This window comes from Streptomyces sp. NPDC088732, assembly GCF_044751205.1.
Classification (GTDB): Bacteria; Actinomycetota; Actinomycetes; order Streptomycetales; family Streptomycetaceae; genus Actinacidiphila.
The window spans coordinates 234,888-248,118 of the sequence record NZ_JBIVLI010000010.1; the positions used below are offsets into that span (position 1 = coordinate 234,888).

A 13,231-nucleotide genomic window follows, 5' to 3' on the forward strand; every position below is an offset into this window, starting at 1 on the left:
TGCTGGGCAGAGGATCGGTGGTCGATGAACGCTCTGACTTTGGGTCCTCTGGAACTCGTCGCAGACGAGTGGATCATCGGCGATTCGGCGGCACGCAAGGGGAAATACCTGAAGCTCCATGACCAGGGGTTCGGTTACTGGGTCGAGGGGGTCGAGGTGCAGGTCATCCCGTGGAGGCGGCTCATGAATCTCCACCTCTCGGCGCAACCCGGCCGGCTGGGAAACTCAAAGGCACTGGCCAGGTTCACGGACTTTTCTATGGCCCTGGGGGGATTTTCCCGGCTCGGGGGCGGGGAGGCCTTCGTCGCCGCCACGCTGCGCCACCCGTACGAGGATTGGGTCGCGTATTTCACGCATGCCCCCAGGAGGTACGGCAGGCAGGAGATCCGCAAAGTGGATGAGTTCCTCAAGCGGACAGTGGAATGCGGCCGTGCGGCAAGACTCGGGGATCCTCAATGGGTGGGTGAGGCCGTTGCGAAGATTGCGGGCCTCGCGGGGGGATCCCGAGACGTGGCGGCCGCGGTCGGAGCGATCGTCAAGGCCTGATTCTCCGTCTGCAGATCGTGATCTTGCTGGTTGGTCTGGTGCGGACACGGGTGCGGCCACCGTTGACCGTCGTCAGTTGTATGCCGGCCGGCGCTCTGCCGGAGCACACTCGATCATGCGGAGCATCAGGCATCGGGAGCGTGCTCACCCGTCACGGCAACGAGCGTGTGAGCCAGACCACTTCACCGTTGTCTTCCGTGGAAACGTGATCCCGCTCGAACCCGAGCTTCTCAAGGACACGGAGCGACGGTGCGTTCCACGTACCGACAGTCGACCAGAGCCGTTTCCGCCCGGTCGCGATGGCGGCATCGAGCACCGCGCCGGCAGCCTCGGTGGCGTAGCCGCGCCCATGCGCGTGCTGGAACAGCTCATACGCGATTTCAGGCTCCTCCAGGGTGGAACGGCCGATGATCAGCCCGCAGTAGCCGATGAAGTCGCCTTCGTCGCGGCGCTGGATGGGCAACAGGGCGATCCCCGTGGTCGCCGTCGCGGCGAGCAGCCCCGCGATGGACGTCCGGATGTGTTCAACCGTGGGGGTTCCCTTGCCGCGTTCGGAGAGCAGGGCGCAGAACTCGGCGGCGTCCGACTCGGCCCACGGCCGCAGTATCAGCCGCTCGGTCTCAAGGTGGAACGGCATCGTCTCGTACGTCGTCATGCCCCCACCTTGCCTCACGGATCATTACGAATTACAGACGTGGCTCGCAGCGTGCGGGAGGTTCCAGATGCAGGCGCTGCGCGCTCCGGCGCGTTGCTTTGAGGGGGTGGCAGTGGGAGGTCTCTTGAAGGGTGTCTCGAAGATCCCTTGGGGGGAGATGCGTGACGCACGGCAGGATCCGGCCGGGGGCATCCCGCCGCTGTTGTCGCCGTTCCCGCAGCTCTGAGTGCGGGACGGGTCCCGGCCTTGGATCTCGTTGAGATCGTGGCTCACGGCTCGGAAGACTGGGGTCATGACTTTTCGGCGCTTCGTCTCCCTCGATCCCGACGGCATGAGTGCCGGTGGCCGGCTGTATGTGGTGGTCGAGGCGAAGACGGGGGTCGTCTACCAGCAGCAGTACGGCGGGACCGCGTGTCGGCAGGGACGGGTCGAGGGCTTTCTGGTGCCGATGTTCGGCCCCGATGAACTGGCCGCGCTGCGCGAGCTGTTCGAGACGGACTACCGCGGTGCCGGCACCTGGGACTACGCATGGCCGGATGGCGAGCGGGACAGGCTCGGCGAGATCGTCGGGGCTGTCGTGTACTGGGCATGCGACGGTACCGCGGAGGAGCCGCACCCCCTCCGGCTGGACGAGAGCCGAATCCGTGAAGCGGACGAGGCCTGGGTGCCGGTGATCACGCCGGACGGCCCGGGGGTGCTGGTGTGGTTCAACTCGGACTGAAGGACCGCGACGACTGACCTGTTTCCGTGGCGGCAGCCGGGTTGGGCCCGTTCCCGCCGCTGAGGGCGTCGGCCAGGGCCTCGGCCTGGTCCGGCGTGATGCCGAGGGCGAGCGGGATCCGGCGGGGGCTGTAGGGCGAGGAACAGATCGCCACCGGGCCGGAATCGGTCACGCGCCAGCCGGGCTCGTCGTCGAACGTGTCCTCGCCCATGAGCGCTTCGGTCAATTCCGCTGCCGCGTCGGACGGTATGCCGCAGCGTGACAGCGCACGCGCCACGGCGTCGCGGGCCTCGTCGGGTGTGTCGGCGTCGCCGAGCATGGGAAGCAGCAGCAGAAGTCGCTGGGAGGGGTCGGTCACGCCTTCGCCGCTGTGGTGCGGGGATGCGGCAAGCGCGACCAGCTCGGACCAGGACAGTCCGGGGCCGGCTCCCTCGGCGCCGCACTGGCCGAGGTGGCCGAGCCGTCCCCACTCGGGGTGGCGGACGAAGAAGGCCACGTCGCTCATGTCCTCGTCGTTGGCGTACACCACGTAGGCCGTGTGCCCGCCGGCGAAGGGCACCCGTAGGGCAGGCCAGGGCGATCCGCTGTCGCCGAGGCGCTCCACCATCTCCTCGTAGGCGGTTGGGTCCACCCCGTAGCGTTCGGGATCGTCGCCCGGATCGCCCATGGTCAGGACGAGGTGAGCGAGCCAGAAGGCGGGTTCTCGCGTGAGGTCCTCGACTGCCGCCAGCGGGCGGCCGTCCGAATACTCCGGGATGCGCAGCGATACAGCCATGTGCGGAGCGTACGTGGCATCCCGGTCCCGGCTGCGGGGGTCGGTCGCCCCGCCACAGCGCCACTTGCCTCACCTATCGAGATTCGATAGATTCCCATCGTAACTCGATTGAAGGGTGAGTCATGGGAAAGCTGACAGTGGCCGCGCTGCGCACCGTGCTCGTGCTGGTGCTCACCGGCACTGTGTTCGTACAGGCCCTGCTGGTGTGGGTGTTGATCAGCGGGAGCGACCCGGAGGACGGGACGCTCCCACTGACCGCGTTCCGCGTGGTCACGATCCTGGGCATGATCGCCGTCCAGGTGGCCCTGGTCTGCGTCTGGCGACTGGTGACGATGGTGCGCCGCGGAACCGTCTTCTCCCACGCCGCCTTCCGGTACGTGGACATCGTGATCGGCGCGATCGTGGCGGCCTCCCTCGTGTGGTTCGCGATCACGATCATCAATGCGCCGGGCCAGCGGGAGGATCCGGGCGTCACGCTCATCATGGGCGGGATCGGAGTGGCCATCCTGGGGGTCGCACTTCTCGTGCTCGTCATGCGGACGCTGCTCGCGCAGGCCGTCGCACGCGACGTCGAGGCGTCGCAGATGCGGGCCGAGTTGGACGAGGTGATCTGATGCCGATCGTCGTCGACGTCGACGTGATGCTGGCCAAGCGGAAGATGTCCGTGGGCGAGCTGGCCGAGCGCGTGGGGATCACGCCGGCCAACCTGGCGGTGCTCAAGAACGGCCGCGCCAAGGCGGTGCGTTTCGCCACGCTCGCCTCCCTTTGCGAGGTCCTGGAATGCCAGCCCGGCGACCTGCTGCGCTGGGAGGCCGAGGCCGAGGACGCGGCAGCGGTTGAGGCCGAGGTGCCCCGGGGGGCGTGACGGCGCCGCCCGGGGAGCGGACCCCCGTCCTTCCGCGTCGGAAGGACGGGGGTCTGTCGTTCGCGCGAACGGGCGTCGGATTCCGTCGTGTTGGGGGAGTCCGCCGGGCCGCGGTGTCAGTCCCGCCGGCCCCAGTCCAGGCGGTCGGCCAGCCCGGCGGCGGTGAAGGCCGCCGTCAGTTCGTCGCGGCCTTCCGTGAAGTGGGCCCAGCTGTCGTAGTGGACGGGGACCACGCGGCCGGCGGCGAGAAGTCCGGCGGCCTCGGCGGCCTGGGTGCTGTCCAGGACGATCAGCTGGTTGTCGAAGAGTTCGGGGAAGCGGGGGGCGCCGGCGAAGAGGAGGGCCGTGTCGACGGGGGCGAAGCGCCCGGCGATCTCCTTGACCGCGTCGAGGGACGCGTTGTCGCCGCTCACGTAGACGGCCGGCAGGCCCTCCCCGGTCAGGACGAAGCCGACGACCTGCCCGAGGACCGGCTCGACCTTCTCGCGCGGGCCGGGTCCGTGGACGGCGGGGACGCCGGTCACGGTGACCGTGCCGCCGCCGGGCCGGTTCAGCTCGATGGATTCCCAGTCGGCCAGACCTTTGGCCCGCTCCTTGAGTCGCTGTCCGCCACCGGGGGTGGTGAGGGTGAGCGGGACGTCGGCGAGCAGGGCCCGGCCCGAGGTGTCGAGGTTGTCGGGGTGCTGGTCGTGCGAGAGCAGGACCACGTCGACAGCGCCGAGATCTGCGGGGACCCCACTGGAGGCGGCGGTCTTCGTCAGGAACCGGCCGCCGGGGCGGGGGTAGTCGCCCGGGGCGTCGAAGGTCGGGTCCACGAGGAAGCGCAGGCCGCCGTACTCGAAGAGGGCGGTCGGGCCGCCGAAGACGCGGACGGGGAACGGGTTGGTCGCTGCGGGAAGGGAAGACATGGAGCACCTCACGGATGGGCACGGTTTAACCGTGATAACACGGTAGTCGTCTCTCACGGATGCAAGCAAGCCGTACCATGAGACACGTGAAGGAGTCCTTGATCGAACCGCCCGGCCTGCCACCCGCACAGGGCGAGGAGGAGCACCTCGCTCTCGCCCTCGCCAACAGCGCGACAGCGCTGCCCGGCGGGCACACGGTCGATCTTCTGGGGGCTCCCGCGCAGGCGAACCAGTGGCTCGCGGAACGCGGCCTCGCGCCGGTCGACGCCGGCATGCGGGAGATGTGCGCGACGCAGTTGCGCGCATTGCGCGAACAGATCAGGTCGCTGTTCGCCTCCTGGACCGAAGGGCTGCCCGCCCTCCCCGCCGCGGTCGGCGCCGTCAACGACGCCATGACCCGGATCCCAACGGTGCCGTTGCTGCGATGGGACGACGAGAGCGGGCCCTACCGCGCCGCTCCGCACCCCACCACCGCGATCGTGGACCACGCCCTGGCCGTCCTCGCCGCTGACGCCTCGGACCTGCTCACGGGCCCCGACGCGCACCGGCTCACCGCGTGCGGCTCCGCCCCCTGCAACCGCTACCTGCTTCGCCACGGCCGCCGCCAGTGGTGTTCCACCCGCTGCGGCGACCGCGCCCGCGCGGCACGCGCCTACGCGCGCCGTACCGCCGCCATGTGACCGTCGCGGCGGTGCCGGACTGCCTCCGGCACCCCGTGCGGGTGCCGGAGACGGCCGCCGTCAGCGCGGGACTTCGGTGGCCAGTCGCAGCGCCCGCGCGTCCGCGGTGAGGGAGTCGAGGTCGATCTCCCCGTTGCGCCCCGTCGAGGTGACGGTGCCGATGGTGCTCCGGTCGGCCCACACGCAGAAACCGAGCCGTGCGGTGCCCTTGGCGGTCACGGTGACCAGCGCACAGTGCATGCGGCCGTCGAAGACATCGCTGTCGACCTGCCGCCGCGTGCCGTACGTGACCTTCACCTTCGTCTTGCCGCCGGCCATCGCGGCCAGCTCGGTCTCGCTCTGCTTGCGTTCTTCCTCGCCGAACGCGGTGTCGAGAACCTCGTCGGGGTCGAGGCCGATGTCGTCGCGTGCCTCGAAGCCGAGGAAGGACACGTCGCGCTGCTGCTCCGCGTCGCGGTAGCCGGTCACGACCGGCGTGACGTCCGGGATGGACTCGATGAGCTGCTTCATCGCGCCGGTGTCGTCGTTCCAGTTGTCCAGGGCCTGCACGATCTCCGGGTCGTCCTCGGCCATCTGCGCCATGCCGCGGAACTCCGCACGGGGCACCAGGTGGTACGTCGAGGCCCAGGGCAAGTGGGCGGAGACGGCGTCGTCGGCCCAGGGACCGGCGTCGGTGAAGGCGCCGACGCCGAAGCCGACCACCAGGCCGAGGGCGAGGAACAGCACACGGCGGGACTTGGGCCGCTGGGGATCCAGGGCGCCGACGGGCTGCGGTACCCAGGGAACCTGCTGCTGGGCCCCGGCGAAGGCCTGCGCGGTCCCTCCGGCGGCGGCCGGCGCCGTGGCCTCGGAACCTGCCTTCACCGCGACACCGGCAGTCTCCTGAGCCGCCCCGGAATCCCCGGTCCCCGTGTGCTCTCCGCCCATGGACGTTCCCTCCCCAGTCACCCCATTGCGTCCGGACATCACAACGGCCGCGGCATTGCCGCGTCAACGATCTTTTATCCCGACCTCGGCCGTTGCTCGCGCTACGCCCCGAAAGATCCCCACCCGGAAAGGTGCCTGCGTGCCACGGGTCCCGCCGCCCTTCACCTGCCCACCGCCTGCACTTCATCCTTCTCGGGGATCTTGTTCTTGATTCCGGTCCGTAGCCTCTCGTACGGAGCCGCCCGACGACCGACGGGTGGCCGGCCGAGGCGAGGCGGGATGCATGGACGACCTGATCGCACTGGACGACTACGGCCGTATGGTTCCCACCGACCGCGAAGCGCTGACCCAGGCGGTGGCCCAACTGCTCGACGGTCCCGGTGACCGGCCCGCGCTGCTGCGTCGCGCAGGGGTGGGGCTTCTGGTGCTGGGCCGTCACAACGAGGCCATCAGGCTGTTGCGACAGGCATCGGCGCTCGCCGATGGAAAGCTCGCCATCGCCATTCATCTCAACCTCGGAGACGCCCACCGGTACTGCGGTGACCTGGAGGCCGCGGAGCCGCACTACCAGCAGGCCCTGCGGCTCAGCGAGGCCGGGCAGCAGGACATGCTCTGCTTCTGCTTCCAGCACCTGGGCAAGCAGCGCCTTGACCAGGGGCGGACCGCTGAGGCACGAGTGTTGCTGGAGAAGGCCTTGCGTCTGCGGAGCGGCGAGGGAGACTCCTCACTCAGGTCCGCGACCGAGACCGCGCTGCGTCTGGTCGACCGAGCGGAAGCCGGAGGGGGCGGTCAAGGGCGGTGACGCCGTGGCCCCGCGGTGTCAGGGGCTGTCGGTCGTCGGTGTCCAGAGGCCGAGGGTGCGCAGGCTCTCGGCGGAATCAGCGATCGTCGTGTCGGAAGGGCGCGGGCGCCAGCCGAGTTCCTCGCGGGCGCGGTCGTTGTGGATGACCGGGCGGGGGAGATCGTCCCCCGGTGCCTCCTGGGTGGGCACGCGGGCGGCCGGCGTGCCGAGCCGGCGGCGCAGGACGGCGGCCACTTCGACGAAGCTCGTCGTCGGGCCGTCGGAGACGGCCAGGAACCGCTTGCCCGCGGCTTCGGGGGCCGCCATCGCCCGGAGGTGCAGGTCGGCCACGTCGCGTACGTCGACGACGCCGAAGCGGGCGCGCGGTGCGATGCCCATCGTTCCGTCGAGCATCGCCTTGAGCAGCTGCATCGAGGAGCGCAGATCGGTTGTGAGCGTGGGTCCGAGGATGAACGTCGGGTTCACCACGGTGAGTTCGGTGTCGCCGCCGTCGCGTTCCATCAGGTCCCACGCGGCACGTTCGGCGATCGCCTTCGAGCGCGGATAGGGCGCGAGGCCCGGCGTGCCGGGATCGGTCCAGTCGTCCTCGGTGAAGTCGGACCCCGGTTTGGGGGTGTAGCCGATCGCCGCGAACGACGAGCTCAGGACGGTACGCCGGGCGCCCGCGTCCCGCGCGGCACGCAGGAGTCGCAGCGCGCCGTCCCGGGCGGGGACGATCAGGGCGTCGGGATTCTCCGGCTGGACGACGGGGAAGGGCGAGGCGACGTGATGGATCTCCTCGCAGCCCGCGACGGCGGCCTTCCAGCCGTCGTCGGCCGTCAGGTCCACGGCGACGATCTCCAGGCCCGCGTCGTCCGCCCCGCCCCGGCGCACGGCCGCACGCAGCTCGGGCTCGCGGTCCATGGAACGCACCGCGGCCCGTACGGGGCGTCCGGCCCGCAGCAGTGCCGCCACGAGGTGCGTGCCCAGGTAGCCGGACCCGCCCGTGACCAGGACCGGGCTCATCGCGGCACCCCCAGGCGGCCGGCCGCGTCCACCACACGCCGGGTCGCCTCGGTCTCCGCGGCGATGTCGCCGCGCTCCCGCGCGTCCCACAGCGCGGCCTTCTCCCGCACGTAGCCGAGCCGCGCGTGCTGGTCGGCGATCTCCGCCTCGATGCGCTCGGCGTGGCGGAGCAGCAGGTCGCGCTGGTCACCGGCGCCCGCGCGCCCGATTGGCCTGGTAGGTGCGCATGTCCTCGATGCCGACGCCGACCGCGCGCAGGCAGGCCAGTGCCTCCAGCACGTCGAGGTCCTGGGGCCGGTAGCGCCGGTGGCCGTTCCGGTCGTCGCGGTCGATCGGGCCGAGCAGCCCGACGTCCTCGTAGTAGCGCAGCGTCGGCTCGCTCAGCCCGCTGCGGCGGGACGCGTCCTGTATGCCGAAAGTCGTCATGCGGACAGCGTCACAGACCTCAAGCGCTTGAAGGCAAATGCCGGATCTTCCGCGATCACGCGGCTCACAGCCGCACGGTGACCAGGGCGATGTCGTCGGCGCCGCCGTGGCTGAGGCCGAGGCGGTGCAGGACGGTGTCGGCGAGGGGTTCCGCGCCGAGGTGGGCCTCCTCGGCGAGGGCGCCGGTGAGGCGGGCCAGGCCGACGTCGATGTCCTCCCCGCGGCGTTCGATGAGGCCGTCGGTGTAGAGCACGAGCACGTCGCCGGGCGCGTAGGTCACGCTCGCCTGGGGCCGTGGCGCATGCGCGGGCCGGGCCCCGAGCGGCGGGTCGGTGGCCCGGTCCAGCAGGACGCAGTCCCCGTCGGCCCGCAGCAGGACGGGCGGCGGATGCCCGGCGCTGCTGTACCTGATCTCCCGGCTCGCCCGGATGATGAGCACGCTCACGGAGGTGGTGGCCAGGGCGCCCTCCACGCTGCGGGCGTACTGCCCGAGGATCTCCAGGGCCTGCGCCGGTTCGGGGACGGTGCGCATGGCCGCGCTCAGGGCGCTGCGCAGCATGCCCATGACGCTCGCCGCCTGCAGCCCGTGGCCGACGACGTCCCCGACCGCGACGGCGAAGCGGTCGCCGGGCAGGTCGACCACGTCGTACCAGTCGCCGCACACATTCAGCGAGCCCGCGGCCGGCAGGTAGCGCACGGCGACATCGCCGTGCTGGGCGAGGTCGGGGGAGTGCAGCATCGCGTCCTGGAGGGTCAGCGCGACCTGGCGTTCCCGGGCGTGCGCCTGCCGCAGCTCCTCGTTGAGCAGCTGCAGTTCGCGGGCGCGCGCGTACAGCTCGGCCTCCATCACCTGCTCGCGGGCGCTCAGCCGCCCGCCCTCCGGGTGGTGGCGGTGGCGGCGGGCCTGCACGAACGCGGTCACGTCCTCCACCCGGTGGATGATCCAGGACACGCTGCCGTCCGGGGCGAGGACCGGGGTGTTGATCGGGCTCCACCAGCGCTCCTCGAACGCGCCGGGCCGTGACACCACCGGGATGTCGTACTTCTGCGGGGCCATGGTGTCGGACGTGCGGAAGGCCAGGACGCGTTCGAGCGAGGCATTGAGATTCCGCACCCCGTCCGCCTGGGGATCGGCGGGGTTGTCGGGGAACGCGTCGAAGAGGTACTGGCCGAGCAGGTCGTCGCGGGTCCGCCCGGTCGCCTCCAGGTAGGCCAGGTTGACGGCCACGATGACGAGATGCGGATCCAGGACCAGATTCGGGCTCGGCGTCGCCGCGAACAGCGCCTCGTAGTCGATGTCCGCCGCCGGCACCGTCATCCGGCCGTTGTCCGTGCCTGGCAGGCCCACCCGTCCAATTTATAAGGTGCGCCCCGCCGCCACCTGTCGCGCGGCAGTCCGCCGGGGCCCGTGCGGGCCCCGGCGGACGGCGTGCGCCTCATTCGCGCGGCCACACCCCGCGCTGCAACCGGCGCAGGACCAGGCCCTCCCCGCGCGGGGCGGGCCGCGGGGTGCCCGGCCCGCCCCGGAGGGCGTCGCGGACGCGGGTGAGCGCGGCGAACCGCTCCCGGCGGGCGCGCGCGGCCCGGTCCAGCTCCTCCATCAGGCGCTGTGCGCGGTGTTCGGGAGCGAGTTCGTCCAGGATCCGGTCGACCTCCGCCAGGACGGCGCCGTGCAACTGCCAGGAGTGCGGATGCTCGCGCACCCGGTCCAGCAACAGGTGCGCGACGTTGTCACGGCTTGCGCGGGCGGCGTCGAGTTCGGCCGCCAGCCGGTCCTCGGCCTCCTCGGCGCTGCGGCTCACCTGGGTGGTGACCAGGACGGCGAAGCTCACCAGGGCACCGCCGAGGTGGGCGAAGAGCTGCTCCATGCCCACCGCCACGTCGCGGGCGAACAGCGGCTCGTTCCCGCCGCGCCGTCTGGCCAGGTCGGTCAGCGACCGGGTCAGGACGCGCAGCACGACCACGCAGATCTCCAGGGTGTCCAGACCGGTCCGCAGCACCACCCGGGACAGCAGCCCCTCCTTGACCCGCGGGTTGAGGCGCAGACTGTCCTCGGCCCGGCGCAGGGCCACGTCGACCTCGGAGACGTCCTGGTCCAGCCGGCGTGCCTCGTGCAGCCGGGCCTCGGCGTGCTCGACGGCGGTCGGCACGTCCAGTTCCTCCGAGACGCGCAGCAGCAGGTGCCGCATACGGCGGGCCAGGTCCTCGATGGACTCGCCGGCGGTGCCGACCCACACCGGCGGGGCGAAGAGGAAGTTGAGCAGCAGGCCCACGCCCGCCCCGATCAGCGTCTCCAGCACCCGGTCCCAGGCCTGGTGCGCCAGTTGGGACACCCCGAGGACCAGCATGGCGCTGATCGCCACCTCGTTGACGAACTCGTCGACCCTGACGAACTGGCCCACCACCAGCGCCGCCAGGACGACGAGGCCGAGGCTCCACCAGGTCAGACCCACCAACGCGCTGAAACCGACGGCCAGCAGCACCCCCACCACCACGGAGTTGACCCGCCGGATCCCGGTGGTGAGCGTCGAGTAGAGCGTGACCTGGACGACGAGCAGCGCGGTGAGGGGCGCGGTGAGCGGTGCCGCCTCCGTGCTGATCCGGAGCGCGATGACATAGGAGATGGTCGCCGCCACGGTGGCGCGCAGCGTCAGTGTGACGACGGGGTCCCTGCCGCGCTTGAGCAGCGCGGCGACAGCTTCACGTGCAGGCATCCCCTGACCTTGCCCGCACCACCCGTTCGTACACCTGACCTGGGCACATGCCGATCGGGTATTCCGTCAACGAGCGGGCGGGGGACGGCCGTTGAGGGAAAAGCACAGCGCCGGGGCGCAGGGCGCGCGGCCCCTCGCCCCGGCGCTGCCGGCCGGTGTCAGTTCTGCGACGCCGGCCCTGACGGCATGTACTCCTGCCCGTCATACACCGGGGGCACCGTCGGCAGGCCGAGGGCGATCGGCGCGTCGGGGAGGCCGGCGCCCTGCCGCAGTACGTCGGTGCCCGGCACGGGCCGGCTGGCCGTGCGGAGCAGCGCCATGAGGTGGTCGGCGCGCTCGGCGGTCCGGGGGTGCGGGGAGCTGCGCAGCTGGTCGTGGTGGGCGAGCAGCAGCGCGGCCAGACCGGTCAGGTGCGCGGCGGCCAGCGCGGTCCCGTCGGCGACGGAGTACCCGTTGCCGGGCACCGTGGTGACGATCGCCGCGCCGGGGCCGATCAGGTCGACCCCGGGCCCGACCGGCGTGAAGGGCGCCGCGAACGGGCCGGGCCACGGCGGCTGGACCGCGGCCACCGGGCTGCCGGGCGGGTAGGTGCCGGTGTGCGCCAGCGCGCCGACCGCGAGCACAGTGGGCAGCGCGGCCAGGGGCGAGATCGCCGCGTTGGTGTCGCCCGCGGGTGCGATGACGGCGATGCCGGCCGCGTGGGCGTCCAGCAGCTTCCACGCCACGAGCTGGGAGGGCTGGCCGTAGGACAGGTTGATCTGGGCCAGGTCGATGTCGTGGGTGACGCACCGGTCGATCGCGTCGAGGAGGTCGCTGACCCGGCCGCCCGGGAAGAGCTTGAGGGCGTGGAGCTCGGCGTCGGCCGCGATGCCCGTCATGCCGGAGCGGTTGTCGGCGGCGGCCACGACTCCGGCGCAGCGGGTGCCGTGCCCGGTCGCGTCGGTCTGCCATCCGCCGTCCTCGGCCCCGGGGGTGAAGTCGGCACCGTGCCAGACGGTGTCCTTCAGGTCGGGGTGGTCGGCGTCGACACCGGAGTCCAGCAGGGCGATGCGGATACCGTGCCCGCGGTACGTCGGCGGGATCTGGTGCAGGCGCATCGCCTGGGTGCCCCAGCCGACCAGCGGCTGGTCGGGGAAGCCCTCGAAGGTGTCCGACAGTGCCACGACCTCGACCGCCAGCTCCGTGGACTGCGCGGCGTCCTCCAGCAGCTGCGGACGTCCGGTGCGGATCGGCCAGTAGCCGCCGGCCGGGCGGACGAACAGGGAGCGCAGCGTGGCGGGGGTGTCGGCGGGCAGCGTCAGACGCGCGCGGCCGTCGGCCCCGGTGACCGCGTACGAGGTCATGGCCATGCCCGTGGCCCACACCTCGGCGCCGCCGACGGACTGGCCGTCGCTGCCCGTGACGCGCACGGTCAGCTGCTGGGGCTCGTCCAGGGTGACGCCGACCGACGGGTCGGAGGCCGGTGCCGCGAGCGCCGCGGGGGCCGGGGCGGACGGGTACGACAGCGGCTGGTCGGCCTCCACCACGATCTGCGGGTTGGCGGCCAGCGCCTGGGCCCGCTCGTGGGGCATCGCGACGACCGCGACCGCGGGGCACATCGGCAGCGGGCCGGCGATGGCCCCGAGCCCGCGGGCCCGCGAGGGCCGGACCTGGCGCAGCGGCTCGACGTCCGGGTCCTCCTCCAGCAGCTCGAACAGGGCGGACGCCTCGATCGGCGGCACGCCGCCGGGCAGCCAGGCAACGGGCTTCGGCGCGACGAGGTAGCGCCCCCAGCCGCTGCGGGTCTGCCGGGTGCTGTCACGTCCGGGGGTCTGCCGGAACGGCTGCCCGGTACCCCGGCTCTGGTCCTGGTCCTGCTCCTGCCGGGCGCTGCTCTGCCCGCTGGTCTGCGGCTCCCGCGGGCCGCCGGTCTCGGGCGCGGGGCCCGTTTTGCGGCCACCGTTCCTCGAGCCGCCGGTCCCCTTCGCCGCGGCGCCGTTGCCGTGCTGCTCGCTCATCACTCCGCCTTCACCCTGGTCGTTCCTGCATGTCCACCCTCAACAACCGGCCGCGCGAGTTCCGGTGCCGGACGCGCACGGCCGTGGTGACGGCCCCGGCCGGGGGGGGGCCCCCCCGGGGTGGCGCCCCGCCCGGCCCGCCGCGAGAAAGCCCCAGGGGGGGGGAGGGGGGGGGGCGGAAAGCGCGGGGCGGACGGGGGGTGGGGGGGC

15 protein-coding genes are annotated in these 13,231 nt (G+C 72.0%); 6 read left to right on the forward strand and 9 right to left on the reverse strand.

The annotated features are described in order from the left end of the window. Nucleotides 1-24: 24 nt before the first annotated feature. A complete protein-coding gene (locus tag ACIP9H_RS19195; protein WP_401959875.1) occupies nt 25-546 on the forward strand; it encodes a hypothetical protein in 522 nt (173 codons plus the stop codon). Nucleotides 547-697: 151 nt separating this feature from the next. Here ACIP9H_RS19195 and ACIP9H_RS19200 read toward each other — a convergent pair whose 3' ends face one another. Further along, a complete protein-coding gene (locus ACIP9H_RS19200) occupies nt 698-1,201 on the reverse strand; it encodes a GNAT family N-acetyltransferase (protein WP_401587179.1) in 504 nt (167 codons plus the stop codon). Between the two features lie 292 nt (nt 1,202-1,493). On the opposite strand from ACIP9H_RS19200, the gene ACIP9H_RS19205 reads away from it, so the two are divergent. Beyond that, a complete protein-coding gene (locus ACIP9H_RS19205) occupies nt 1,494-1,922 on the forward strand; it encodes a DUF6210 family protein (RefSeq protein WP_401587181.1) in 429 nt (142 codons plus the stop codon). On the opposite strand, the gene ACIP9H_RS19210 is transcribed toward ACIP9H_RS19205, so the two are convergent. Next, nucleotides 1,909-2,697 carry a hypothetical protein gene (locus ACIP9H_RS19210; protein ID WP_401587184.1) on the reverse strand — a complete coding sequence of 263 codons (789 nt, stop codon included), beginning with the start codon at nt 2,695-2,697 and terminating at the stop codon, nt 1,909-1,911. The genes ACIP9H_RS19205 and ACIP9H_RS19210 overlap by 14 nt on opposite strands. Before the next feature lie 122 nt (nt 2,698-2,819). Here ACIP9H_RS19210 and ACIP9H_RS19215 point away from each other — a divergent pair, with 122 nt between their 5' ends. Then, nucleotides 2,820-3,311, forward strand: a complete 492-nt coding sequence (locus ACIP9H_RS19215; RefSeq protein WP_401587187.1) for a DUF2975 domain-containing protein — start codon at nt 2,820-2,822, stop codon at nt 3,309-3,311. Continuing rightward, complete coding sequence (locus tag ACIP9H_RS19220; RefSeq protein WP_401587190.1) at nt 3,311-3,562, forward strand: helix-turn-helix domain-containing protein; 252 nt, start codon at nt 3,311-3,313, stop codon at nt 3,560-3,562. Before ACIP9H_RS19215 ends, ACIP9H_RS19220 begins: the two co-directional genes overlap by 1 nt. 116 nt (nt 3,563-3,678) lie before the next feature. Here the strand turns inward: ACIP9H_RS19220 and ACIP9H_RS19225 are convergent, their stop codons facing one another. Beyond that, the gene (locus tag ACIP9H_RS19225) at nt 3,679-4,470 is read right to left on the reverse strand and encodes an MBL fold metallo-hydrolase (protein ID WP_401587193.1); all 792 of its coding nucleotides are present in this window, start codon (nt 4,468-4,470) and stop codon (nt 3,679-3,681) included. A 77-nt stretch (nt 4,471-4,547) separates the two neighbouring features. On the opposite strand from ACIP9H_RS19225, the gene ACIP9H_RS19230 reads away from it, so the two are divergent. Beyond that, a complete protein-coding gene (locus ACIP9H_RS19230) occupies nt 4,548-5,150 on the forward strand; it encodes a CGNR zinc finger domain-containing protein (protein WP_401587195.1) in 603 nt (200 codons plus the stop codon). Nucleotides 5,151-5,210: 60 nt separating this feature from the next. On the opposite strand, the gene ACIP9H_RS19235 is transcribed toward ACIP9H_RS19230, so the two are convergent. After that, nucleotides 5,211-6,077, reverse strand: coding sequence for a hypothetical protein (locus ACIP9H_RS19235; protein ID WP_401959877.1), 867 nt, complete (start codon nt 6,075-6,077; stop codon nt 5,211-5,213). Nucleotides 6,078-6,360: 283 nt separating this feature from the next. Between ACIP9H_RS19235 and ACIP9H_RS19240 the strand changes: the two genes are divergently transcribed. Further along, nucleotides 6,361-6,879, forward strand: a complete 519-nt coding sequence (locus ACIP9H_RS19240) for a tetratricopeptide repeat protein (RefSeq protein WP_401959879.1) — start codon at nt 6,361-6,363, stop codon at nt 6,877-6,879. A gap of 18 nt (nt 6,880-6,897) precedes the next feature. Here ACIP9H_RS19240 and ACIP9H_RS19245 read toward each other — a convergent pair whose 3' ends face one another. The 5 genes from ACIP9H_RS19245 to ACIP9H_RS19265 form a co-directional block, all read right to left on the reverse strand. Continuing rightward, a complete protein-coding gene (locus ACIP9H_RS19245) occupies nt 6,898-7,884 on the reverse strand; it encodes an NAD-dependent epimerase/dehydratase family protein (RefSeq protein ID WP_401587200.1) in 987 nt (328 codons plus the stop codon). A gap of 186 nt (nt 7,885-8,070) precedes the next feature. Further along, nucleotides 8,071-8,310 (reverse strand): MerR family transcriptional regulator, encoded by a 240-nt coding sequence (locus ACIP9H_RS19250; protein WP_401959881.1) that lies wholly within the window; start codon nt 8,308-8,310, stop codon nt 8,071-8,073. A 64-nt stretch (nt 8,311-8,374) separates the two neighbouring features. Further along, a complete protein-coding gene (locus ACIP9H_RS19255) occupies nt 8,375-9,628 on the reverse strand; it encodes a PP2C family protein-serine/threonine phosphatase (RefSeq protein WP_401587341.1) in 1,254 nt (417 codons plus the stop codon). Between the two features lie 118 nt (nt 9,629-9,746). Then, nucleotides 9,747-11,024, reverse strand: a complete 1,278-nt coding sequence (locus ACIP9H_RS19260; RefSeq protein ID WP_401587206.1) for an aromatic acid exporter family protein — start codon at nt 11,022-11,024, stop codon at nt 9,747-9,749. 158 nt (nt 11,025-11,182) lie between these two features. Next, entirely contained in the window at nt 11,183-13,021 is a 1,839-nt protein-coding gene (locus tag ACIP9H_RS19265; RefSeq protein ID WP_401587208.1) for a S8 family serine peptidase, read from the reverse strand. Nucleotides 13,022-13,231 lie beyond the last annotated feature (210 nt).

What these genes read in the sequence shown, in the direction of transcription:
- ACIP9H_RS19260 (WP_401587206.1), bottom strand. Translation starts at nt 11,024, where the DNA reads ATGCCTGCACGTGAAGCTGTCGCCGCGCTGCTCAAGCGCGGCAGGGAC.
- ACIP9H_RS19210 (WP_401587184.1), bottom strand. Translation starts at nt 2,697, where the DNA reads ATGGCTGTATCGCTGCGCATCCCGGAGTATTCGGACGGCCGCCCGCTG.
- ACIP9H_RS19265 (WP_401587208.1), bottom strand. Translation starts at nt 13,021, where the DNA reads ATGAGCGAGCAGCACGGCAACGGCGCCGCGGCGAAGGGGACCGGCGGC.
- ACIP9H_RS19235 (WP_401959877.1), bottom strand. Translation starts at nt 6,077, where the DNA reads ATGGGCGGAGAGCACACGGGGACCGGGGATTCCGGGGCGGCTCAGGAG.
- ACIP9H_RS19250 (WP_401959881.1), bottom strand. Translation starts at nt 8,310, where the DNA reads ATGACGACTTTCGGCATACAGGACGCGTCCCGCCGCAGCGGGCTGAGC.
- ACIP9H_RS19230 (WP_401587195.1), top strand. Translation starts at nt 4,548, where the DNA reads ATGAGACACGTGAAGGAGTCCTTGATCGAACCGCCCGGCCTGCCACCC.
- ACIP9H_RS19220 (WP_401587190.1), top strand. Translation starts at nt 3,311, where the DNA reads ATGCCGATCGTCGTCGACGTCGACGTGATGCTGGCCAAGCGGAAGATG.
- ACIP9H_RS19255 (WP_401587341.1), bottom strand. Translation starts at nt 9,628, where the DNA reads ATGACGGTGCCGGCGGCGGACATCGACTACGAGGCGCTGTTCGCGGCG.
- ACIP9H_RS19240 (WP_401959879.1), top strand. Translation starts at nt 6,361, where the DNA reads ATGGACGACCTGATCGCACTGGACGACTACGGCCGTATGGTTCCCACC.
- ACIP9H_RS19200 (WP_401587179.1), bottom strand. Translation starts at nt 1,201, where the DNA reads ATGACGACGTACGAGACGATGCCGTTCCACCTTGAGACCGAGCGGCTG.
- ACIP9H_RS19215 (WP_401587187.1), top strand. Translation starts at nt 2,820, where the DNA reads ATGGGAAAGCTGACAGTGGCCGCGCTGCGCACCGTGCTCGTGCTGGTG.
- ACIP9H_RS19245 (WP_401587200.1), bottom strand. Translation starts at nt 7,884, where the DNA reads ATGAGCCCGGTCCTGGTCACGGGCGGGTCCGGCTACCTGGGCACGCAC.
- ACIP9H_RS19225 (WP_401587193.1), bottom strand. Translation starts at nt 4,470, where the DNA reads ATGTCTTCCCTTCCCGCAGCGACCAACCCGTTCCCCGTCCGCGTCTTC.
- ACIP9H_RS19205 (WP_401587181.1), top strand. Translation starts at nt 1,494, where the DNA reads ATGACTTTTCGGCGCTTCGTCTCCCTCGATCCCGACGGCATGAGTGCC.
- ACIP9H_RS19195 (WP_401959875.1), top strand. Translation starts at nt 25, where the DNA reads ATGAACGCTCTGACTTTGGGTCCTCTGGAACTCGTCGCAGACGAGTGG.